Source organism: Streptomyces sp. NPDC001194, from assembly GCF_042896985.1.
Taxonomy (GTDB): domain Bacteria; phylum Actinomycetota; class Actinomycetes; order Streptomycetales; family Streptomycetaceae; genus Streptomyces.
This window is the reverse complement of the sequence record NZ_JBIAXU010000001.1, coordinates 947,079-968,372: the sequence shown is the minus strand read 5'-3', so window position 1 is coordinate 968,372 and position 21,294 is coordinate 947,079. Positions and strand designations below refer to the sequence as shown.

The following is a 21,294-nucleotide window of genomic DNA, read 5'->3' as shown; positions in this document are numbered from 1 at the left end:
ACCCCCGACCGGGGTGAGGGCCTGCGTGTCGTGCGGTGTTACTCGGTGTCCTCCGCCTGGATGCCCAGGCCCGGGAGGAGGCCCGGGAGCAGGGGCGGCAGGGTGATCTCCGGTGCCACGCGCTCCGGGGAGGACGAGGGCGCCGGGGTGTTCTGGCCCGTGGGCGGGTGGAGGAGGTCCCCCGTGCCGCCCAGGAGGCCGCCGGGGGCCGGTGAGGGCTTGCCGCCGGCGGTCGCCGGCGGGGTGGGGCTGGCCGAGGGCGCGCCCGCCGCCGGTGTGCTCTGGTGCTGCCCGGCCGGAGTGCTCGGTTTGGCCGGGGCGCCGGTGCCGCCGCGGTTCTGCTCCGGGGGCTTCGGGAGCAGGCTCTGGAGCGGCGCCACGTCATCGTCTATGGCCTGGAAGACCGACTCGACCTCCCCGCCCACGTCGTTGAGCTGTGCGGGGAGCTTCTCCCGGAGCCTGCCCCACGCGTCGCGGTGGGAGCGGGAGAAGGACGACAGGGTCTGGATCGGGCCGAGCGAGCCGTCCCGTTCGTAGGCCGCCTGGAGCAGTCGGTGGCCTTCGGCCGCGTCGTGCTTCATGCCGTCCAGGGCCCGGCGGATCGCGCCGAGCGATTCGTGGTCCAGTGCGCCCGACCGGCCGCGCTCCATCAGCCTGCGGGCTTCCGACAGGCGGTTGGAGGCCTGGTCGAGGTAGAGCTCGCCCCGGTCCGCGTCCTCGTCGGCCATCCCGAGCTTCAGGTCCTCCATGCCCCGCTTGACGGGGTAGAGGGAGTCACCGGGCAGGGCGTCCGTGCTGGCAGCGGCCACGCCGCTGAAGGCCCCCGCGGCCACACCGACGGTGAGGCCGCCCGCTGCGATGCCCTTGGACCAGCGGGAGCGGGGCCGCAATTTCCGGAGCGAGGTCGCCCGGTGGGCGCCGCGGCCGGTCCGCTGTTCGGGCACTTGAGGGTCCGAGGCGGCACCGCCCCCGGCCCTCTCTTCCATCACCATGGCCTCCATGGCGGCCACGAGCTGGGCTCGTTGCACCACTTTGACCTCGGGGTCCAGCACCGGGCGCGGCATACGTTCGCCGAGCGCGCTCGCCAGGGCCAACAACCGGTCGTGGTCGGCAGGTTCGGCAGGTGCCTCGGACTGCTCGGCCGCCGGGTCCGGTTCCGAAAGGTCGGATGGGGTCCGATCCTCCAGGGCCTGGGCGAAGGCGTTCGCCCGCCGGTGCGGAGTCACGTTCGCGATCACTGGCGGCACCTCCTCTCGTCATGACGATCGACTCCCCAAGGTGTCCGGAAGGTTGCCTGCCTTGGGCACATCCACACTTTCGAGTGAGCGGCTTCGGGCAGGGCGTGTCCACAGGGAGCCTGCATTCCGCACAACGAGCGGCGCGGCACTTGGGTTACGGACGAAGGATGATCGGACCACAGCGTCATCGAGGGGTCACCGGTTGTGTGGATTGTCAGGAGGGTCGGAAGGTGCGGGGGGTGCGGGGGGTCCTGGCGGGGCGCGGGTGTGGCGGTGCGCGGCGCGGAGGTCAGCGGGCGTCGTCCGGCAGCAGGCGGGCCAGGGTGCGGACCGCGCGGTACTGGAGGGTCTTGATGGCGCCCTCGTTCTTCCCCATCACCCGGGCGGTCTCGGCGACCGACAGGCCTTGGAGGAACCGCAGGGTCACGCACTCCTGCTGCTGGGGATTGAGCTTGCGCACGGCTTCCAGCAGGGCGGCGTTGGAGAGGGACTCCAGGACGGAGTCCTCGGGGGATCGTTCCACCTCGTTCGCGTCCAGCATCTCGCCCGTGGTCACTTCCAGGCGGAAGCGACTGGACTTGAAGTGGTCCGCGACCAGGTTGCGGGCGATCGTCACGAGCCAGGCGCCGAAGTCGCGGCCCTGCCAGGTGAAGGTGGAGATGCGGCGCAGCGCGCGCAGGAAGGTCTCACTGGTGAGGTCCTCCGCGGTCGCCTTGCCGCCGACGCGGTAGTAGATGTAGCGGTACACCGTGTCGCTGTACTGGTCGTACAGGCGGCCGAAGGCCTCGGCCTCGCCGGCCTGGGCGCGTTCGACCAGGTCCATCATGCGGGCCTGGTCGCTGTCCGCGGTGGGGCGGCGGGCGGCGGGCGTGCTCGTTCCGCTTGCGGCGGTGCCGGCACCTCCTCCCGCGCGACCGCGTCTGCCCACCGTCGCTCCGCCGTCGGTCAGGGCGTAGCAAGGACCGGCCGGGCCGAGGCCGGCAGGGACCGCGGCGGCGAAGGCGGGGACGGCGTACGCGGTGGGGACGAAGCCGCGCAGGTGGTCGAGGACCGTTGCGCGCAGCGTAGCCAGGCCCGAGGCGTCAACCCCGACAGGTGGGTACACGGGACTCCCAGAGGCAGAGCTTCCATCACGTGCAGTGCGGGACCGTTCACCCGTCGTGGCGACAGATGGCCGGTGGCATGCGTTTGAGGAGAATAACGCTTCGTACAGGCAGCGCTACACCCAGTTGCTCAAATCACCGATTCCGACACTTCTGTTGCGTGTCGAAGGCATATTCGGTCGCAATTGGTGATCGCTTCTTGATCGGTTGGGCGCGCGGAATGGACGCTTCCACGCTGGCTCGCGACCGAGTCGGGCGGGCGGGAGTGGGGCGCGGGGCGCGGGGGTAAAGGTGGGGGAATGCCTGCCGCGCAGCGGTCCCGGGGCACGTGAAAAGCCGCCCGGCGGACGGCCGGACGGCTTCGGTGCAGGCGGCGGCCGGGTGGCGGGCCTGCGGAGGTGTGCCGCGGGCTACTTGCGGCGGCGGTGCAGGGCGATGGCGGCGGCCGCGCCGCCCGCGATCGCGCCGACCCCGGCGGCCGCCGGGACGCCGACCTTCACGGCCTTGCGGCCGGTCCGATAGTCGCGCAGCCGCCAGTCGTGTGCCCGGGCATGCTTGCGCAGTTTTGTGTCGGGATTGATCGCGTACGGATGTCCGACCAGCGACAGCATCGGAATGTCGTTGTGCGAATCGGAGTATGCGGCGCAGCGTTCGAGGTCGAGCCCCTCGGCGGCGGCCAGGGCGCGGACCGCCTCGGCCTTCGCGGGCCCGTGCAGGGGTTCGCCGACGAGCCGGCCGGTGTAGACGCCGTCGACGGACTCCGCGACCGTGCCCAGGGCCCCGGTCAGGCCGAGGCGGCGGGCGATGATCGTGGCGGTCTCCACGGGCGCGGCCGTGACGAGCCAGACCTTCTGGCCGGCGTCGAGGTGGGCCTGGGCCAGGGCGCGGGTGCCCGGCCAGATCCGCTCCGCCATGTACTCGTCGTAGATCTCCTCGCCGATCGACATGAGTTCGGAGACCTTGTGGCCCTTGACGATGGAGAGGGCGCTGTCGCGGGCGTCCTGCATGTGCTCGGGGTCCTCGACCCCGGCGAGCCGGAACCAGGCCTGCTGCCACGCGAAGCGGGCGAGTTCGCGGCGGTGGAAGAACTCGCGCTTGTAGAGGCCGCGGCCGAAGTGGAAGATCGCGGCGCCCTGCATGACGGTGTTGTCGAGGTCGAAGAAGGCGGCGGCGAGGTCGTCACCGGCGACGGGGAACTCGGGCTCGGCCGGTTCCGCGGCCTCCGCCGCCGCGGCCTCGGCGGTCTCCTCGGAGCCGGCCGGTGGTCCGGCGGCCGTGTCGAGGCCGTCGAGTCCGTCGGTGCCGTCGATGCCATCGAGGGTCTGCGCGGTCTTGCGGGCGGCTTCGGCCGAGGCCTCGCCTGCCAGCACGCTCCGCGCGGTTGCGGAGCGCCTACGGGGGGTGAGCCATCCCAGAGCGGCCATGACGCGAGCATAGCCATTGTGTTCGGGAGTTCCCGAACCCGCGGGATGCCGGGGGCGTGAACTCTTCGGTGCCGTGGTGTTACGCGGCGGCGCGGGAGAATGGGGGCATGAGCCCTTTGCTGCGCCGTAAGGAAAAGAAGCGTCCCGGCGATCGGTTGGTCACGCTCGTCGGGAAGCCGGGGTGCCATCTGTGCGACGACGCCCAGGAGGTGGTCGAGAAGGTCTGCGCGGAAGTGGGAGCGCAGTGGGAGAAGAAGGACATCTCGCAGGACGAGGAGCTCCACCGGCTGTACTGGGAGCAGATCCCGGTGGTGCTGGTGGACGGCGAACAGCACACCTTCTGGAGGGTGAACCCGGACCGGCTGCGCCGCGCATTGGAGGGCTGAGCCTCCGGCCGGTTACCATCATGGGCGATTTGTGGGGTCTCGGGGGCGTATCGATGAGGAGTGTGTACCGTTTTGCCCCCCTCGGGATTTGAACGGGTTCGGCGTGTTGTGGGTTCCCACTCCGGGCACCCGGGCCGCGTGACCCCGGTCACTTTGCTCGGACAAAGCGGACACAATCTTTGTGCACGCGTTCACAAAGACATAGCCTGCATTCGACGGGGCGGTCTTGGGACAAGTGACCGCCTGCAGCCCCGCTCATCCCGCAGGAGCATCGTGGCAACTGGCCGAACTCACCGACCGGCGACCCGCAGCCGAGGTATTCCCGAGGCCACTGTCGCCCGGCTTCCGCTGTACTTGCGCGCACTCACCGCGCTCTCCGAGCGATCGGTGCCCACGGTGTCCTCCGAGGAGCTCGCGGCGGCGGCCGGAGTTAACTCCGCCAAGCTCCGCAAGGACTTCTCCTACCTGGGCTCGTACGGCACGCGCGGCGTCGGCTACGACGTCGAGTACCTCGTCTACCAGATCTCCCGCGAACTGGGCCTGACCCAGGACTGGCCGGTCGTGATCGTCGGCATCGGAAACCTGGGCGCGGCCCTGGCCAACTACGGCGGCTTCTCCGCGCGCGGGTTCCGCGTCGCGGCGCTCATCGACGCCGACCCCGCCATGGCCGGCAAGCCGGTCGCGGGCATGCCGGTGCAGCACACCGACGACCTCGAGAAGATCATCGAGGAGAACGGCGTCTCCATCGGCGTCATCGCGACCCCCGCGGGCGCGGCCCAGCAGGTGAGCGAGCGGCTGATCGCCGCCGGTGTCACCTCCATCCTGAACTTCGCGCCGACCGTGCTGTCGGTGCCGGACGGCGTGGACGTGCGCAAGGTCGACCTGTCGATCGAGCTGCAGATCCTGGCCTTCCACGAGCAGCGCAAGGCGGGCGAGGAGGCGGCGGCCAGCGCCGGTGCCTCCGCCGCAGCAGCCCCCGTGCCCGGCGACGAGGGCGCCGCCGAGGTCCCGGGCGCCGGTTCCGGTGCGGCCCCCGCCGCGGCCGTCGAGCCGCCGGCCGGGCGGGCCGCCGCCGTCGCACGCAAGAACGGCCCCGAGGGCGACGTGCCGGCGGTGATGCCGGCATGAGTCTGCTCGTCGTAGGGCTGAGCCACCGCAGCGCGCCGGTGAGCGTGCTGGAGCGTGCCTCGCTGTCCGCCGATGCCAAGGTCAAGCTGCTGCACGACACGCTCGCCGCGGAGCCGGCGACGGAGGCGGCGGTGCTCGCCACGTGCAACCGGATCGAGCTGTACGCGGACGTCGACAAGTTCCACGCGGGTGTCGCCGAGCTGTCGACGCTGCTCGCGCAGCACAGCGGGGTGGCGCTCGAGGAGCTCACTCCGTACCTGTACGTGCACTACGAGGACCGGGCGGTGCACCACCTGTTCTCGGTGGCGTGCGGGCTGGACTCGATGGTGGTCGGCGAGGGCCAGATCCTCGGACAGATCAAGGACACGCTGGCGCTGGGGCAGGAGCTGCACACCGCCGGGCGCCTGATCAACGACCTCTTCCAGCAGGCGCTGCGCGTCGGCAAGCGGGCGCACTCCGAGACCGGCATCGACCGGGCCGGGCAGTCGCTGGTGACGTTCGGGCTGGAGCAGCTGGCCGTGCACCTGTCGGTGGACGTGTGGGCCAAGGGCAAGCGGGCGCTGGTGATCGGTGCCGGGTCGATGTCCTCGCTGGCGGCGGCGACGCTGGCGCGGGTGGGCGTCTCCGAGGTCGTGGTGGCGAACCGGACCGCCGAGCGGGCGGAGCGGCTGGCCGAGATTCTGGTTGCCTCAGGCACTGGGGTGGTGGCCAGGGCCGTTCCGATGGCCTCGGTGGTCGACGAGCTGACACGTGTTGACGTGGTCGTCTCGTGCACCGGTGCCACCGGCCTCGTGCTGACCGCCGAGGACGTCGCCGCGGCCGTGGCGGCGGGCCCCGCGGGGCTCGTCCCCTCCCCGGCCCTTCCCGGTTCCCCGGGCTCCGTCCCGGCCCCCGCTCCTCACGCCCCGGCCGGGCTGGACGCGGACGTCGTGGCGCGGCTCGCCGCCGCCTCGGCGGCCGGGGTGCGGATCGCCGACGGCGGGGTCGCCCGGACCATCGTGCCCGGGGCGGGCGAGCGGGACGGGTGTCCCGTCGAGGTGCTCGCCGGGGACGGCCGGGCCGCGCTCACCGGGGTCGACGCCAACTCCCTCGAACTGCACGGCACATGGGCCGACCAGGGTGAGGCCGCCGCGCAGCGCCAGCCGCGCAGGGGCGCCCGCAGCCAGGTCGACGTGGCGCCCGTACGGCTGGCCCTGCTGGACCTGGCCATGCCGCGCGACATCGACGCCGCCGTGCACCGGATCCCGGGCGTGCGGCTCGTCGACATCGAGTCGCTCGCCGAGGCTTCGGCCGACGCGCCGATGGCGGCCGACGTGGACGCCGTACGCGGCATAGTCGCCGAAGAGGTGGCCGCATTCGGCGCCGCGCAGCGGGCCGCGCACATCACGCCGACCGTCGTCGCCCTGCGGGCGATGGCCGCCGAGGTCGTGGCCATGGAAGTGGCGCGGCTCGACGGACGGCTCCCGGACTTGGACGAACGCCAGCGGGCCGAGGTCACCCAGACCGTGCGCCGCGTCGTCGACAAGCTCCTCCACGCGCCGACGGTGCGCGTCAAGCAGCTCGCCAGCGAGCCCGGGGGCGCCGGGTACGCCGAAGCGCTGCGCGAACTCTTCGATCTCGACCCGCAGACGGTGGCCTCCGTCAGCCGGGCGGATGCGGCAGACAAGAACGACGACTCAGGACGGGCATCATGAATCCACGTCTCGACCAGCCTCTCCGGCTGGGCACGCGGCGCAGCAAGCTGGCCATGTCCCAGTCCGGCCATGTCGCCGACGCGGTGCGGGCGATCACCGGCCGGCCCGTCGAGCTCGTGGAGATCACGACGTACGGTGACGTGTCCCGTGAGCACCTCGCGCAGATCGGCGGCACCGGCGTGTTCGTCACGGCGCTGCGCGACGCGCTGCTGCGCGGCGAGGTCGACTTCGCCGTCCACTCGCTGAAGGACCTGCCGACCGCGCAGCCCGAGGAGCTCGTGATCGCGGCGATGCCGCTGCGCGAGGACCCGCGCGACGCGCTCGTCGCCCGTGACGGGCTGACCTTCGAGCAGCTGCCCGACGGCGCCCGCATCGGTACCGGTTCGCCGCGCCGCACGGCGCAGCTGAACCACTACGCGCGCGCCCTCGGCAAGCGCATCGAGACGGTCGCCATCCGCGGGAACGTGGACACCCGGATCGGGTTCGTGCGCGACGGCGAGCTGGATGCCGTCGTCCTCGCCGCCGCCGGGCTGAACCGGATCGGCCGCGGCGACGAGGCGACCGACCTGCTGTCCGTGGACAGCGTGCTGCCGGCTCCGGGCCAGGGCGCCCTGGCCGTGGAGTGCCTCGCGTCCGACGCGGAGCTCATCGCTTCGCTCGCCGAGCTCGACGACCCGCACACCCGGGCCGCCGTGACCGCCGAGCGTTCCCTGCTCGCCGCCCTGGAGGCCGGCTGCAGCGCGCCCGTGGGCGCGCTCGCCGATCTTCTGGCCGACGGCCAGGTTGTCAATGAAATGCGCCTGCGCGGCGTCGTCGGAACCCTCGACGGCTCGACGCTCGTGCAGCTGTCCACCACCGGTCCCGTGCCCCAGTCGTACGACGAGGCCATGGCGCTCGGCCGCGAACTCGCGGACGAGATGCTGGCCAAGGGCGCGGCCGGTCTGATGGGGGAGCGATCGCTTTGAACCCCTCACGTCCGACCACCTCCGCTTTTCCGGTCGCCGCCGCGCACGGGCACGTCACCTTCCTCGGTGCCGGCCCCGGTGACCCGGGTCTGCTGACGCTCCGCGCCGTCGAGGCGCTCGCGGCCGCGGATGTACTGATCGCGGAGCCCGAGGTGCTCGAGGTCGTCCGCACGCATGCGCGCGCGGGAGTGGACACGCCACAGCTGACGATTGCTGACGAAGTGTCAGCAGCCGCCGGTGTCCCGGTGATCCGAGATGCCGCCAATCTTGTCATGGAGGCCGCGCGCTCCGGCAGGCGGGTCGTCCGTGCCGTCACCGGCGACCCCGGGCTCGACGGCAACGCGGCCGAGGAGATGCTCGCCTGCGCCACCGGCGGCATCCCCTTCGAGGTGGTGCCCGGTGTCGCGACCGCGGTCGGTGTGCCCGCGTACGCGGGGGTGCCGCTGCGCGGGGGCCAGGGTGCCGACGTGCGGTTCGTGGACGCGCGCAGCGCCTCCGCGCGCTGCTGGAGCGAGGTGGGCGCCAGCGACGGCGTCCTCGTCGTCTCGGCGACGCTGGAGACCGTCTCGAGCGCGGCCGCCGAGCTGGTGTCCGCCGGGCGCAAGCCCGACACCCCGCTCACGGTGACCGTCGCCGGTACGACGACGCGCCAGCGGACCTGGAACGCCACGCTCGGGACCATCGCCCAGGTGTTCAAGCAGGGCAAGGTGCTCCCGTCGCCCGAGGGCGCCCGGCCGGTCATAGCCGTGGTCGGTGAGCACGGCGCCGCCGCGCGCCGCGAGGAGCTGGCCTGGTTCGAGTCGAAGCCGCTGTTCGGCTGGCGGGTCCTCGTGCCGCGCACGAAGGAGCAGGCCGCTTCGCTCTCCGACCAGCTGCGTTCCTACGGCGCGGTGCCGCACGAGGTGCCGACCATCGCCGTCGAGCCGCCGCGCACCCCGCAGCAGATGGAGCGGGCCGTGAAGGGGCTCGTCACCGGACGCTACGAGTGGATCGCCTTCACCAGCGTGAACGCGGTGAAGGCCGTACGGGAGAAGTTCGAGGAGTACGGGCTCGACGCCCGGGCCTTCGCGGGCATCAAGGTCGCCGCCGTGGGCGAGCAGACCGCCGCCGCGCTGGTCGAGTTCGGCGTCAAGCCGGACCTGGTGCCGAGCGGCGAGCAGTCCGCGGCCGGGCTGCTGGAGGACTGGCCGCCGTACGACCCGGTCTTCGACCCGATCGACCGCGTCTTCCTGCCGCGCGCCGACATCGCGACCGAGACGCTGGTCGCGGGCCTGATAGAGCTCGGGTGGGAGGTCGACGACGTCACCGCCTACCGGACCGTGCGCGCTTCGCCGCCGCCGGCGGACACCCGCGAGGCGATCAAGGGCGGCGGCTTCGACGCCGTTCTCTTCACGTCGTCGAGCACCGTGCGCAACCTGGTGGGCATCGCCGGGAAGCCGCACAACGTCACCGTCATCGCCTGCATCGGTCCGGCCACGGCCAAGACGGCCGAGGAGCACGGCCTGCGGGTCGACGTCCTGTCGCCGGAGCCGAGCGTCGGCAAGCTGGCGGAGGCACTGGCCGAGTACGGCGCGGCGCGCCGCGAGGCGGCCAAGGAGGCCGGCGAGTCGGTGTCCCGGCCGAGCGAGCGCCGGCCGGGCGCCCGCCGGCGCCGTACGACCTGACGCCGGGCGAGGTTCGCCCCGGGGCCCGGACGCAGCCGCGTCCGGGCCCCGCGGCGTATCCGGTTGTGCCGGCGGCGGGCTCCGGCGAGGATCTTCGCCGGGGAACGGGGGACCGATGACGGAGCAGGACGCCGGCCGGCGGCTCGAGGCGGCGGTACGGGCCGGGGACGCGGAGGCCGTCCGCACGCTGCTGGAGGCGGGGGCGGATCCGGGGAGGGCCGAGCTGCTGTGCACGGCGGTGGACGCCTTCGCGTACGAGGTCGCCGAGGCCCTGGTGGCGGGCGGCGCCGACCCGGACCGGGAACTGCCGGACGGCACGACCCCGCTCCTGCGGGCCGTCGAGGGCGGCTCCCCGGCGACCGTCAGGGCGCTCCGGGGTGAGGTGCTGCGCCTGTCGGCGGCGCAGCGAGAGCGGCTGCTCGCGGCGGCCCGGCACTGGTACGCGGCGGGCGCGGAGGCGGAGCTGCGCCGCCGCACCGGGGCGACGGGCCCGGCGCGGTGGTCGTCCGCCGAGGAGGAGTGGTGCGACGTCGGGCAGGTCTCGCTCGGCGGCTTGACGGTCCGGGCGGGCCACGGGGCGGTCCTGACGGAGCTGGAGTGGGCCTTCCGGATCCTGACTCCCGTGGAGGAGCTGGTGGCCCGGGCCGTCCGGCACCCCGACGTCTGCCATGTGGACTGGTCCGCGTCCTCCATCGTGCTCGCGCAGCGCCGCAGTACGCAGACCTGGTCGGCCGTGGCGGCCTTGCGTCACCATCCGTCGCCGGACCACCGCCGGTTCGTCGTCGACTGCCTGAGCACCCGGGACTGGTTCGCGAGCATCGGCAGCGACTCCTCGCAGCGGGAGGGAGCCGGACTCTTCAGGGCCTGGGCGCTGGAGGAGACGGACGGCGGGGTGCTCGCCGCGGTGCTCGACGCCGTCTCGGACGACGGGTACGACGAACCCCTCGGGCTGCGCCACGCCGGGCACCCGGACCCGCGGGTACGGCAGGAGGTGCCGTACCTCTTCGACGACCCGCTGACGCCGGAGGCGACCGCTGCCCTGATCGCCCTGGCGCGGGATCCGGACCCGGAGGTGCGGGGGGCTGCCGGGGGCAGGCTCGGCCGGGAGCGCGACGCCGGGCCGGAGGTCCGGGCGGTGGTGCTCGGTCTGGTCCGTGACCCGGAGCACGGCGTACGGGCCACGGCGGCGGCCGCGCTGGCCTCGGGCGACGACCGGACGCCGGAGGCCGCGGAGGCGCTGGTGGCGCTGCTCGCGGAGGAGGACCAGGAGCTGCGCCTGGAGGGCGCGTACGGCCTCGCCCTGCGCGACGACCCGCGCGCGCGGGAGGCGTACGAGCGGGTGGGCCCGCTCGGCCCGCAGCACGAGCACGACCACCGCCGCAGCGGCCGGTGGCGGTCCGCCTAGCGGCCGACCCAGCGGGTGAGCCCGGCCCAGGCGGCGGGGGCGAGGGCGAGCGTCGGGCCGTCGGCGACCTTGGAGTCACGGACGTGGACGGTGTCGGCGCAGGGGCAGGTGGCCACCTCGACGCAGGCGTCGCCTTCATCGGTGCTGTAGGAGGACTTGTGCCAGGCGTACGCCACTTCCAGGCACTGGCCGCCCTGATCGCTGCTGTAGCTGGACTCGAACCACTTCGGTGGGGTGCTCATGACTCTCCTAGCAGCCGGTCCAACAGGGCTTTCGTATCTGCGACATTGAGGGCCTGGGATCGCAGCATTGCATATTTCTGAGCGAGGATGCTGACCTCGTTGGGATCACGAACGACGATGCTGACGCGTTGGTTTTCCGAGTACCCGACGTACTGGTGATCGGGCGTTTCCAGCAGTACGAACGAACCCGTGAGGCCTGCGTGAGCGGTGAGGCCAAGGGGGAGGACCTGGAGGGAGACCGCTGGGTGGTCGGCGCAGTCTCGCAGGTGACGCAATTGGTTGTGTCTGACCTCGTCGCCGCCGAGACGGTCGCGTAGAGCTGATTCCGAGACGATGAAACCGAGGTTGGGTGGGATGGCGCGGTACAGGATCTCCTGACGTTTGATGCGGCGCGCAGTTTGGAGCTCGATCTTCTCCTCGCCCGTATAGGGGACTCGACACCGGAACACGGCGCGGGCGTATTCCTCGGTTTGGAGAAGGCCTGGTACGAGCACGGCGTCGTACCAGGACAGGGTGAGTGCCTCGGCCTCGTTGGTGAAGTACTCCTCCGCCCAGGGCGGGATCACCTCGACCTGAGCCATTTTGTTCGCCGCGACCGTAAGGAGGCCGGGCAGGCCGAGGATCTGGTCCATCGCCTCGGCGACGCTGGGCATGAGGGTCCGCCTGCCTTGCTCGATGGAGGCGACGCTCTGGACATCGATGTGCAGCGCCTTGGCGAAGGCACTCTGCGTCAAACCCTTGGAGACGCGCGCGGTGGCGACCTGGGCGCCGACCATTTTCATTGCCGTCTCGTTGGGGCGGGGGCTCTTGCGCGGTGGCATACCTGTGAACTCCCCGCATGTGCACGTGAGATACCGGTGTCAACCCGTACTCCCGGAAGAGTACGGGTTGCTCATCTTGCTCACGCTAGTCACGCACCGCGACGATCGCCCCGTGAACGTGGAAATCCATCCGGCCATGCTGCGTGAGCGGTACTTCCCCCGCAGTCGCCAATCCATCGGCTCCAGCAGGGAGTTCGCGGCGGTGACACTTGACGCGTGGGGTGTCACACGCCGCCGGGACGACCTGTTGCTCTGCGTGAGCGAGCTCGCCACCAACGCCCTGCTGCACGGCGTCCCGCCCGGCCGGTACTACCGGCTGCGGTTGCTGCTCTTCGAGGACCTCGTCAGGGTCGAGGTGGCCGACAGCGGGGGTGGGCGGCCGCGGATCGCGGACCGGGATCCGGGTGCCGAGGGCGGGCGGGGGCTGCTGCTCGTGGCCTCGCTCGCCGAGCGGTGGGGGGTCGGGCCGCGCAGGCCCGGAAAGGTGGTGTGGTGCGAGCTGGCCGTGACGGGTCACCCGCGGGACACCCCCTAGGCTGGAAGCGACTGCTGTCCAGGCTCGAAGAGGCGACTGAGTATGAGCGCGTACGGATCCTTCCCCGGCTCGCGGCCCCGCCGGCTGCGCACCACCCCGGCGATGCGGCGGATGGTCGCGGAGAACCGGCTGCACCCCTCGGACCTGATCCTGCCCGCCTTCGTCCGGGAGGGGATCTCCGAACCGCTGGCGATCTCGGCGATGCCGGGCGTGGTCCAGCACACCCGCGACACGCTGCGCAAGGCCGCGGTGGAGGCGGTCGAGGCGGGCGTCGCGGGGATCATGCTCTTCGGGGTCCCGGCCGACGAGAACAAGGACGCGCTGGGCACGGCCGGCACCGAGCCGGACGGCATCCTCCAGGTCGCCATCCGCGACGTGAAGGCGGAGGTCGGCGACGACCTCGTCATCATGTCCGACCTGTGCCTGGACGAGTACACCGACCACGGGCACTGCGGGGTCCTGGACGAGCACGGCCGCGTCGACAACGACGCCACGCTGGAGCGGTACGCGGAGATGGCGCAGGTCCAGGCCGACGCGGGCGTCCACGTGGTGGGTCCGAGCGGGATGATGGACGGCCAGGTCGGCGTGATCCGCGACGCGCTCGACGAGACGGGGCACGAGGACGTCTCGATCCTCGCGTACACGGCGAAGTACACCTCGGCCTTCTACGGGCCGTTCCGCGAGGCGGTCGCCTCCTCCCTCCAGGGCGACCGCAAGACGTACCAGCAGGACCCGGCGAACGCGCGGGAGTCGCTGCGGGAGCTGGCGCTCGACCTGGAGGAGGGCGCGGACATGGTGATGGTCAAGCCGGCCGGCCCCTACCTGGACGTCCTGTACCGGGTCGCGCAGGCGGTGGACGTGCCCGTCGCCGCGTACCAGATCAGCGGCGAGTTCGCGATGATCGAGGCGGCGGCGGAGAAGGGCTGGATCGAGCGCGACCGGGCCATCCTGGAGACGCTGCTCGGCATCAAGCGGGCGGGCGCGGACACGATCCTGACGTACTGGGCGACGGAGGTCGCGGGCTGGCTCCGCGAGACCCGCTGACCTCCCGCGCCCGGGTCACCGGGCCGGGTCTCGTCCGGCGAGCCCGCAGGGCCGTGGACAGGGAGGTTGGCTCCCGACCGCGCCGACCCGCGCAAGCGCAACAACCCCTCAGCCACGACGCCGACGGTTGAAGGCGCGGCGAGGGGCCCCGCCGGGGCTCTTCGCCCGTCGGCAGCCCCTCGCCGAACCCTCACGAGGTCACGCGCCGCCCCGGCCCCGGCGGTTGACCGATGCGAGGAGGGCCTGGGCCGAGGCGAGGCCTGCGGCGTCGCGGCCGTTTCCGGTGAGGCTGTACGTGATCTCGGCGAGCAGGAGCGAGAGCCGGCCGTCGTTCACCCGGGCCAGCGGTTCGGAGCCCTCCCACACGGCGTCCCGTACGGCGTGCTCGGTGATGCAGCCGACCGGGTGGGCGGCGGTCAGCAGCCGGTTGGCGATGCTGCGTTCGAGGTCGGTGGGGGTCCAGTCGCCCGTGTCGAGGTCCTTGGCGAGTTCGAGGGTGCGCTCTCTGAGGGTGGCCGGCGTCATGCGGTGCTCCTTGAGGGGTGGGCGGCTTCTCGGACGGGGTCGATGCGTACCGCCCTGCCGGGGGCGGGGAGATCGCGAAGGATGAGGGAGTGGGCGCGGATCCGGTTGCCGGGGGCGATGGTGACCGGGCCGAGTACGGAGGCGCCGACGCCGATGAGGACGTCGTCGCCGATGACGGGGTGGCGGCGCACGCCGGGCTCGCCCGCCCGGGACCAGCCGCGCGATCCGAGGGTCACCCCGTGGTAGAGCGTCACGTCGTCGCCGACGCGGGCCGTTTCTCCGATGACCACGCCGAAGCCGTGGTCGATGAAGGCCCGCCGGCCGATCCGCGCGCCGGGGTGCAGCTCCATGCCGGAGAGCAGCCGTCCCGCGAGGGTGAGCAGTCCGGCGGCGAAGCGGTGGTCGCGCAGGTGGAGGCGGTGCGCGATCCTGTGGAGGGCCAGCCCGTGCCAGGGCGAGTGGAGCAGCGCGTCGCGCAGGCGCGGGCGGGACGGGTCGCGCGCGACGACCGTGTCGAGGTCCTCGCGGATCTGTCGCAGGACCCCGATCCGCCGCGGGGTGCCGGCTCCGGCGCCGTTCACGGCCGGGCCGCCGGGGTCAGCGGGGCGGCCTGCCGGGAGTCCAGCCGGTTGATCCGGTACATCGTGCGCTGGAACAGGTCCTGTGCGGTCAGGGCGGGGTACCGGTCGGGCTCGCCGTCCACCGTGGTGCCGCGGAGCGCGGAGAGCACCGTCCACGGGGTGGGGTGGCAGAACTGCACGATGGAGAGCCGGCCGCCGCTCTGGCCGGGTGTGGCGACGACGCGGTGGACGGCGGCGCGGGCCAGCCCGCCGGTGAGCCGTTCCAGGACCATGCCGACATTGAGGATCGAGTAGCCCTCGGGGGCCCGGGCGGGGGTCCACTCGCCGTCGATGAGGACTTCGAGGCCGGCGGCGGTGGCCCGGGGCAGCGCGGTGATCAGGTCGAAGTCCTGGTGCTCCACCATCCAGACGTGGTCCGCGGACGGGGCCTGCTCCATCGGCGGGTACCAGGTGGCCCGGTTGACGACGGGGCCGTCCTCCAGCATCTCCTCGAAGTAGCCGGGGGCCGCGCCGAGCGCCCCGGCCAGCCGGCGGACCACGTCGAGCTGGAACCGGGACATCCTCAGGTGGAGTTCGCCCAGGGCGGCGCCGATCCCGGGGATCAGGTGATCGGGGTAGTACGGCTGAGGGTAGCGGGCGGGGTAGCGCTCGCGCAGCGGGTGCGCGGAGGGCAGTGGGGCACCCCAGTGGAACAGCTCCTTCCAGTCGGGGGCGCGGCCCTTCTCGCCCTGCTCCACCAGGGGTGGGAGGTATCCGGACTGCCCGTTGGCGCCGGGTACCCGGCAGTCGGCCTTGACCTCGGCCGGCAGCTCGAAGAACGCGCCGAGCATGGCGTACGCCTCGTCCAGCAGGGTCTCCGGCACCGTGTTGCGCACCAGGAAGAAGCCGTCGCGCAGGGCGCTTCGGACGTGCTGGTCGTCGCCCCGGTCGTCGAGTGCGATTTCCTTGAGCATCTCCGGTACCTCCTCTTTCTTCTCTCCTCCCGCGCCGCTCAGACCGCGACGAAGGACAGGGTCAGGTACTTGAGCTGGTGGCCCTCGTACTCGAAGTGGCGGTCGATCTCGAGGCTGCCGGTGAAGCGGAAGCCGTTCGCCTCGTAGAGCTCGGTGACGAGCCGCTCGGTGAGCCACCAGTTCAGCCGCCCGTCCGCGAGGGGGTGCGGGGTGATCTCACCGTCGGGGCTGAGGAACACGCTGACGACCCAGACCCCGCCGGGGCGCAGCATCTTGCGGCCGTGCTCCACCCAGGGGGCCCAGTCCTCGCGGCGCTGGTGGTGCAGGCAGCCGTTGTCGACGAGCAGGTCGAGGCCTTCGGCGCGGAAGGCGAGGAAGTCGCCCTGGTGGAAGCGGATCGAGCCGTTCTTGACGTCGGGGGTGTCCCATACGTCGAGCAGGTCGAGGCCGGTGACCTCGGCCTCCAGCCATTCGGCGAGGGAGGCCGTCTGCAGGCCGCGGCCGCAGCCGATGTCCAGGACCCGGGCCGGGCCGGAGCCCGGCTGGTCTTCGCCGGTGGGGGCGGCCGCGATCGCGAAGTGCGTGACGCGGTCGTTGGTGGTCGTCCCCGACCAGGAGTCGCGGTTGTTCTTGTACCACTGCTTGAACGAGTTGCGGACGACCTCGCGGTAGCCGCAGTAGTTCCGTTCCGCGTGCTCCGCGTCCGCGGCGCTGTGGCCGGGGACGGTCAGGACTGCGGATGTCTCACGTTCCTGCGGCATGCTCCCACTCCTCGATTGTTCCGCGGCTTGCGACGACCGCGACTGCGTTGCGCCCTCGCGGGCCTTGGTCGACTTCCGCGGAGGCGCCGAGCCAGGCGCCCGCGCCGCTGGCGGAGACGGCGATGCCGTGCTCCCGGCGCAGGTGGCGCATGGCCTGGAGGGCTTGCGGATAGGCGACGGCGGTGAAACTGAAGAAGTCCTGCGGGAACGCGGCGAGCAGGGGCTGGCGCAGGCCGTGGCCCAGCCCGCCCGTGCCGTTCATCCGGCGGGCGCCGGTGGGGGCGCGTTCGTCGCCGTAGACGGCCTCGGCGGGGAAGACCGCCACGGGGCGGCAGTCGGGCCAGGCGCTGCGCAGGGCCATGGCGGTGCCGGTGAGGCTGCCGCCGGTGCCGACGGCCGCGGCCACGGCCGCCGGTTCGACTCCGTAGCCCGAGAGCTGGCCGATGATCTCCGCGCCGGTGTGCTCGCGGTGCAGGGCGGCGCCCGCGGCCGCGCAGTGCTGGAGGAGCAGGTGCCGGTCCTCGCGTTCGGCCACGCGGACCGCCTCGTCCATCGCGCCGAGGAAGCCGGTGCCCTCGCGGGCCGTGGTGACCTGTGCGCCGTGCCGGCGGAGCTGGTCCAGCAGCCGTTCGGGGACCCCGTACGGGGCCACCAGGTGCAGGTCCAGGCCCAGTGGTGCGCACAGCTCGGCGAGGGCTACGGCGAGGCTGCCGCCCGAGTACTCGACGAGCCGTACCCGGGGGGTGCCCGCCGAGGCCACGGCCGCGCACAACAGGGCGTACGCGGTGCGGGACTTGACGGATCCGGAGGTGTTGGCGGCCTCCGTCTTGAGCCAGACGGTGCCTCGTCCCGCCCGGCTGGGCACGGCGACGAGCGGGGTGTCCCCGATGCCCGGGCGCAGCGCGGCGAGCCGCGGCAGCAGCCGGTGGGCCTCGGCCTCCAGCGGTGCGAAGGCCCGGGTGAGGTCGGCCAGGGCGGGGGCCCGGTCGGCCAGGGCGCGGCGGATGGCGGCGAAGCCGGGTCCGGCGGCTTCGGGTCCGGCGGTATCGGGGCCGATGGCTTCGGCCGGTTCGGGGCCGCCGGTTCGCGGCCCCGCGAGCGCGGGCTCCGGCCCGGGGCGGACGGCGGTCGTCATGAGGGCCGCTCGCCGGTGGCGAGGCGGAACCCGACGGGGTACAGCGGCCCGGGGAAGGCGCCGTGGCGGCGCCGGGTGCGGGTCAGGTCGCCGAAGCGGGCGAAGGATCCGCCGCGGGCGATCCGGTAGCTGCCCATCGTCTGCACGAGGTGGTCCGCCACGTAGGGGCCGTCCGGGTAGGGGGCGTAGTCGTCGGCGGTGAACTCCTCGACGTTGCCGCCCATGTCGTGGACGCCGTACGGGGAGCGGCCGGCCGGGAACGCGCCGACGGGGCTGGTGGTGTGCACGCCGGACTCGCGGGTGTTGGCCGCCTCCGGGTCGAAGCCGCCGGGCCAGGGGTAGGGCAGGCCCTCGGGTCCCTTGGCGGCGTGCTCCCACTCGGCTTCGGTGGGCAGCCGCCAGGGGTGTCCGGTGCGCTCGGTGAGCCATGCGGCGTAGGCGTCGGCGTGCTCGGGGCGGATCCCGGCCACCGGGTGGTTGGAGCGGTCCCACGGGTAGGCGCCCAGGTACCAGGTGGTGGGGCGCTCCTCCAGGCCGGTGTCGGCCAGGAAGGCGCGGTACTCCCCGTTGGTCACGGGGTACGTGGCGATCCAGAAGTCGGCGATCTCCACGGTGTGCTCGGGGCACTCCTTGAGGATCCAGGACTCCTCCACGCCCACGTGAGCCCAGGCGTTGGTGACGTATCCGGCCTCGTTCTCGGGAAGGCCGATGCGGATGCGGCCGCCGGGCACGTGGCGGGTGCCGGGGCCCGCCCCGGTGGTGGGGGAGGGGATGCGGGGATCGCCGAGCAGGCCGAGGAGCTGGCCGGCGGCGAGGCGTTCGGCGGTCGGCAGCTCCGGGTCCTCGACGGCGGCGGCGAGCTCCTCGGGGGTGCTGCCGGGCAGTCGGGCGGGGTGCAGCCTGCCGGGGTCGGCGAGGCCGGCGTTCTCCTTGAAGTGCGGGGAGTCTGCCAGGTCTTCGAGTGAGAGCGTCATGCCGCGGCCTCCTGGAGCAGGGCGATGGTGTGGCCGGCGAGTTCGGCCTTGGCGGACAGGTAGCGGGAGTTCTCCGCGGTGACGTACACGCCGGTGGGGATCACTTCGGTGATCTCGATTCCGTGGGCGCGCAGTTCCCGGACTTTGTCGGGGTTGTTCGTGAGCAGGCGGATCCGGGTCAGGCCGAGGGCGCGGAGCATCGCGGCGGCCGCCGCGTAGTCGCGTTCGTCGTCGCCGCGGCCGATCATGCGGTTCGCGGCGAAGGTGTCGTGGTCCTGCGCCTGGAGGACGTAGGTGTCGAGCTTGTTGTAGAGCCCGATGCCGCGGCCTTCCTGGCGCAGGTAGAGCACGGCTCCGCCCTGGTCGGCGATGGCCTGGAGGGCCTCGTCGAGCTGGGGGCCGCAGTCGCAGCGGGCCGAGCCGAGGACGTCGCCGGTCAGGCACTCGCTGTGCAGGCGTACCAGCGGCGGCGCGGTGTCGCCGGGGGCGGCGGGGACGAGGACCGCGAAGTGCTCGCCGGGGTCGGGCAGGTGGTGGAAGGTGATGAGGTCGGCGCTGCGGTCGCGGACGCGTGAGAGCGTGACGGGCACGCGGGCCCGGACCGCCGCGGGGACCGCCGAGGGGACCGCGGTGGGGGCGGCTTCCGCGAAGGTTTCCGGGACGGCCTGCGCGAAGGCTTCCGGTGCCTGGGCCGGGGTCGTCATGCGGCCACCTGCTTCCGGTCCGCGCTCTGCGCGATGTCGTCGATGTGCAGGGTGTGCTGGATGTGGGCGCCGTACTCGTCGACGGCGACGAAGACGATCCGGCCGTCCCACCCGGCCACGGCGACGCGCCCGTCGGCGAGCTGGAACATGCAGGACAGGCCCTGGGCGAAGCCGGCGAGGACGCGGCCGGAGGCGAGGGTGCCCGCCGAGTCGGCCCAGTCGACCTGCCAGCAGTAGAGGTTGAAGTCGTAGGAGCCGGCCAGGACGGTGGGCTTGGCGGGGTCGCCCAGCAGCGAGACGCACTTGACCGACTCGTCGGAGCCGAGCAGCGTCTGCGGGGCGCCGGCGCTCCAGCCGCTGTCCGCGGTACGGGTGATCCGGCCGACCTTGACGGTGTGGTCGCGGGAGGCGCTGGCCACGACGGAGCCGGCGGGGCCGTGGAGTCCGGCGACCGCGTTGACGAGGTTGCCGTGCTCCCACAGCTTGGTGCGCCCGTGCACGGCGCCCGCCTCGATGGTGCGGTCGGTGGCGGCGGACAGGAAGCCGCCGTCCGGGATGGGGGCCAGGGACTTCACCGATCCGCCGTGCGCCTCGACGCGCTCTTCGAGCCGGAGCGTGGCCGGGTCCAGGACGAGGAACTCGCCGTTGTAGGTGCCCGCGATCAGCCGGCCCCCGTCGAGGGTGAGGGAGGGGATCGGGGCGCCGAGGCGCTCGCTGGAGGTGCGGGTGCCGTCGTGGCGGATGACGTGGCCGGAGTAGGTGCCCGCGTAGATCGTGTCGCCGTCGGTGGCGAGGGACAGGATCGGGCCGTCGGTGAGCTCGATCGGGGTGGCCCGGCTCTGGACGCCGTTCTCGATGCGGACGGCGAACACGGTGCCGGAGTCCCCGCCGACGAGCAGTTCGTCGCCGCGCGCGGCCAGGGCGTTGGGGCCGTGGGTGGCGCGTTCGGGGCCGGACAGCTCGGCCGCGGTGGCCATGTCGTACAGGTGCGGGGCGTTGCGGAAGGAGCCCGCGGCGACCAGGCCCTGGGCGGCGGCGACGGAGCGCGGCCAGACGCGGAGGTCGGCGACGGTGTGCCGGCGTTCGCCGGACCGGTCGAACCAGTGCAGGGAGCCGTCGTAGGCGCCGACGACGAACGCGGAGTCGTCCTCGGCCCAGTCGACGGCGCGGGCGGCGGAAGTGGACACCTCGACGGTCAGTACGTGTTCCAGCTCGCGGGTCAGCAGGTCGACGCGGCCGTCGTCGCGGGCCACGGCGAGGAGGTCGCCGGCCCGGGACCAGGCGCAGCCCTCGATGGAGGAGTCGTAGTGGCGCTTGCGCGCCGGGCCCGAGCCGGAGCCGGGGTCGCTGACGGAGACCAGGCCGTCCTCGCCGACCGTGGCGGCCAGGCCCTCGATGCTGACGGAGACCATCATGCAGTGCGCCTCGTGCGAGCCGACCTCGGTGAGGAAGGTGCCGTCGAGCACGGACCACAGGGTGGCGCGGCCGTCCTCGGAGACGCAGATCAGGCGCTCGCCGTCGGGCAGCCAGGCGACCGAGTTGATGTCGTCGGTGTGCCGGGCCAGGACGTTGACCAGCGTGGCCGGCCCCTCCGCGGGGACGCGCCAGATGCCGACCGTCTTGTCGGCGGAGGCCGTCGCGAGAAGGGTCGGGTCGGCGGGGTTCCAGGCCGAGGAGTTGACGAGGCGGCGGTGGCGCAGCGTCGCGGTCTCGGTGGGGCGGGCCGGGTCGACGGTGCTCCAGACGATGACGGTTCCGTCGTAGGACGAGGTCGCGAGGCGGGAACCGTCCGGGCTGAAGGCCACGTGGGTGATCGGGGCCGAATGTCCGGTCCCCGATTTCGGGATGGAGATGGTGCGCACGCTGTCTCTGTCCTTTGTTTCGGTGTCCGGGAAAGGGCGATTTACGAGGTGGGTGTCCAGTTTCCTGTATGCACGCTAATGGTCGCCCGAAAAAGCTGCGAAGCACTGTCCGGCAATGTGGGAAGTCATTCGACTTGATGGATTCGAATT

21 protein-coding genes are annotated in these 21,294 nt (G+C 72.7%); 8 read left to right on the top strand and 13 right to left on the bottom strand.

Going from position 1 to position 21,294, the window contains the following annotated elements; all coding sequences use genetic code 11:
• Positions 1-38: 38 nt before the first annotated feature.
• From ACFY1T_RS04640 to ACFY1T_RS04630, 3 genes are all read right to left on the bottom strand, one after another.
• On the bottom strand, positions 39-1,238 hold the full coding sequence (locus ACFY1T_RS04640) for a DUF5667 domain-containing protein (RefSeq protein ID WP_390786919.1): 1,200 nt from the start codon (positions 1,236-1,238) through the stop codon (positions 39-41).
• Positions 1,239-1,527: 289 nt separating this feature from the next.
• Entirely contained in the window at positions 1,528-2,343 is an 816-nt protein-coding gene (locus ACFY1T_RS04635; RefSeq protein WP_030869699.1) for an ECF subfamily RNA polymerase sigma factor, BldN family, read from the bottom strand.
• A 408-nt stretch (positions 2,344-2,751) separates the two neighbouring features.
• Positions 2,752-3,765, bottom strand: coding sequence for an HAD family hydrolase (locus tag ACFY1T_RS04630; RefSeq protein WP_390786918.1), 1,014 nt, complete (start codon positions 3,763-3,765; stop codon positions 2,752-2,754).
• A 107-nt stretch (positions 3,766-3,872) separates the two neighbouring features.
• Between ACFY1T_RS04630 and ACFY1T_RS04625 the strand changes: the two genes are divergently transcribed.
• From ACFY1T_RS04625 to ACFY1T_RS04600, 6 genes are all read left to right on the top strand, one after another.
• Positions 3,873-4,151, top strand: a complete 279-nt coding sequence (locus ACFY1T_RS04625) for a glutaredoxin family protein (protein ID WP_390786917.1) — start codon at positions 3,873-3,875, stop codon at positions 4,149-4,151.
• 273 nt (positions 4,152-4,424) lie between these two features.
• Positions 4,425-5,279, top strand: coding sequence for a redox-sensing transcriptional repressor Rex (locus tag ACFY1T_RS04620; protein WP_390786916.1), 855 nt, complete (start codon positions 4,425-4,427; stop codon positions 5,277-5,279).
• Complete coding sequence (locus ACFY1T_RS04615; RefSeq protein ID WP_390786915.1) at positions 5,276-6,973, top strand: glutamyl-tRNA reductase; 1,698 nt, start codon at positions 5,276-5,278, stop codon at positions 6,971-6,973. The genes ACFY1T_RS04620 and ACFY1T_RS04615 overlap by 4 nt, the downstream gene beginning before the upstream one ends.
• On the top strand, positions 6,970-7,938 hold the full coding sequence (hemC, locus tag ACFY1T_RS04610; RefSeq protein ID WP_390786914.1) for a hydroxymethylbilane synthase: 969 nt from the start codon (positions 6,970-6,972) through the stop codon (positions 7,936-7,938). Before ACFY1T_RS04615 ends, hemC begins: the two co-directional genes overlap by 4 nt.
• Complete coding sequence (locus ACFY1T_RS04605) at positions 7,935-9,602, top strand: uroporphyrinogen-III synthase (protein ID WP_390786913.1); 1,668 nt, start codon at positions 7,935-7,937, stop codon at positions 9,600-9,602. Before hemC ends, ACFY1T_RS04605 begins: the two co-directional genes overlap by 4 nt.
• Before the next feature lie 115 nt (positions 9,603-9,717).
• On the top strand, positions 9,718-11,007 hold the full coding sequence (locus ACFY1T_RS04600; RefSeq protein ID WP_390786912.1) for a HEAT repeat domain-containing protein: 1,290 nt from the start codon (positions 9,718-9,720) through the stop codon (positions 11,005-11,007).
• On the opposite strand, the gene ACFY1T_RS04595 is transcribed toward ACFY1T_RS04600, so the two are convergent.
• Both ACFY1T_RS04595 and ACFY1T_RS04590 read right to left on the bottom strand, forming a co-directional pair.
• Positions 11,004-11,249, bottom strand: coding sequence for a DUF397 domain-containing protein (locus ACFY1T_RS04595; protein WP_390786911.1), 246 nt, complete (start codon positions 11,247-11,249; stop codon positions 11,004-11,006). The two genes, ACFY1T_RS04600 and ACFY1T_RS04595, sit on opposite strands and share 4 nt — an antisense overlap.
• Positions 11,246-12,070 carry a helix-turn-helix domain-containing protein gene (locus ACFY1T_RS04590; protein WP_390786910.1) on the bottom strand — a complete coding sequence of 275 codons (825 nt, stop codon included), beginning with the start codon at positions 12,068-12,070 and terminating at the stop codon, positions 11,246-11,248. The genes ACFY1T_RS04595 and ACFY1T_RS04590 overlap by 4 nt, the downstream gene beginning before the upstream one ends.
• A gap of 112 nt (positions 12,071-12,182) precedes the next feature.
• Here ACFY1T_RS04590 and ACFY1T_RS04585 point away from each other — a divergent pair, with 112 nt between their 5' ends.
• Positions 12,183-12,605 (top strand): ATP-binding protein, encoded by a 423-nt coding sequence (locus ACFY1T_RS04585; protein WP_390786909.1) that lies wholly within the window; start codon positions 12,183-12,185, stop codon positions 12,603-12,605.
• Between the two features lie 42 nt (positions 12,606-12,647).
• Positions 12,648-13,649 (top strand): porphobilinogen synthase, encoded by a 1,002-nt coding sequence (gene hemB / locus ACFY1T_RS04580; RefSeq protein WP_229337310.1) that lies wholly within the window; start codon positions 12,648-12,650, stop codon positions 13,647-13,649.
• Between the two features lie 198 nt (positions 13,650-13,847).
• Here the strand turns inward: hemB and ACFY1T_RS04575 are convergent, their stop codons facing one another.
• The 8 genes from ACFY1T_RS04575 to ACFY1T_RS04540 are packed head-to-tail and all read right to left on the bottom strand — an operon-like array spanning position 13,848 to position 21,144.
• On the bottom strand, positions 13,848-14,174 hold the full coding sequence (locus tag ACFY1T_RS04575; protein ID WP_390786908.1) for a hypothetical protein: 327 nt from the start codon (positions 14,172-14,174) through the stop codon (positions 13,848-13,850).
• Positions 14,171-14,755, bottom strand: a complete 585-nt coding sequence (locus ACFY1T_RS04570; RefSeq protein WP_327133072.1) for a serine O-acetyltransferase — start codon at positions 14,753-14,755, stop codon at positions 14,171-14,173. Before ACFY1T_RS04570 ends, ACFY1T_RS04575 begins: the two co-directional genes overlap by 4 nt.
• On the bottom strand, positions 14,752-15,708 hold the full coding sequence (locus ACFY1T_RS04565) for an isopenicillin N synthase family dioxygenase (RefSeq protein ID WP_390786907.1): 957 nt from the start codon (positions 15,706-15,708) through the stop codon (positions 14,752-14,754). The genes ACFY1T_RS04570 and ACFY1T_RS04565 overlap by 4 nt, the downstream gene beginning before the upstream one ends.
• A gap of 38 nt (positions 15,709-15,746) precedes the next feature.
• Positions 15,747-16,469: a class I SAM-dependent methyltransferase gene (locus ACFY1T_RS04560; RefSeq protein ID WP_229337302.1), complete on the bottom strand. Its 723-nt coding sequence runs from the start codon at positions 16,467-16,469 to the stop codon at positions 15,747-15,749.
• Positions 16,453-17,604: a pyridoxal-phosphate dependent enzyme gene (locus tag ACFY1T_RS04555; RefSeq protein ID WP_390786906.1), complete on the bottom strand. Its 1,152-nt coding sequence runs from the start codon at positions 17,602-17,604 to the stop codon at positions 16,453-16,455. The genes ACFY1T_RS04560 and ACFY1T_RS04555 overlap by 17 nt, the downstream gene beginning before the upstream one ends.
• On the bottom strand, positions 17,601-18,578 hold the full coding sequence (locus ACFY1T_RS04550; RefSeq protein WP_390786905.1) for a formylglycine-generating enzyme family protein: 978 nt from the start codon (positions 18,576-18,578) through the stop codon (positions 17,601-17,603). Before ACFY1T_RS04550 ends, ACFY1T_RS04555 begins: the two co-directional genes overlap by 4 nt.
• Complete coding sequence (gene ribA / locus ACFY1T_RS04545; protein WP_390786904.1) at positions 18,575-19,282, bottom strand: GTP cyclohydrolase II; 708 nt, start codon at positions 19,280-19,282, stop codon at positions 18,575-18,577. Before ribA ends, ACFY1T_RS04550 begins: the two co-directional genes overlap by 4 nt.
• Complete coding sequence (locus ACFY1T_RS04540) at positions 19,279-21,144, bottom strand: WD40 repeat domain-containing protein (protein ID WP_390786903.1); 1,866 nt, start codon at positions 21,142-21,144, stop codon at positions 19,279-19,281. The genes ribA and ACFY1T_RS04540 overlap by 4 nt, the downstream gene beginning before the upstream one ends.
• Between the last annotated feature and the right edge of the window lie 150 nt (positions 21,145-21,294).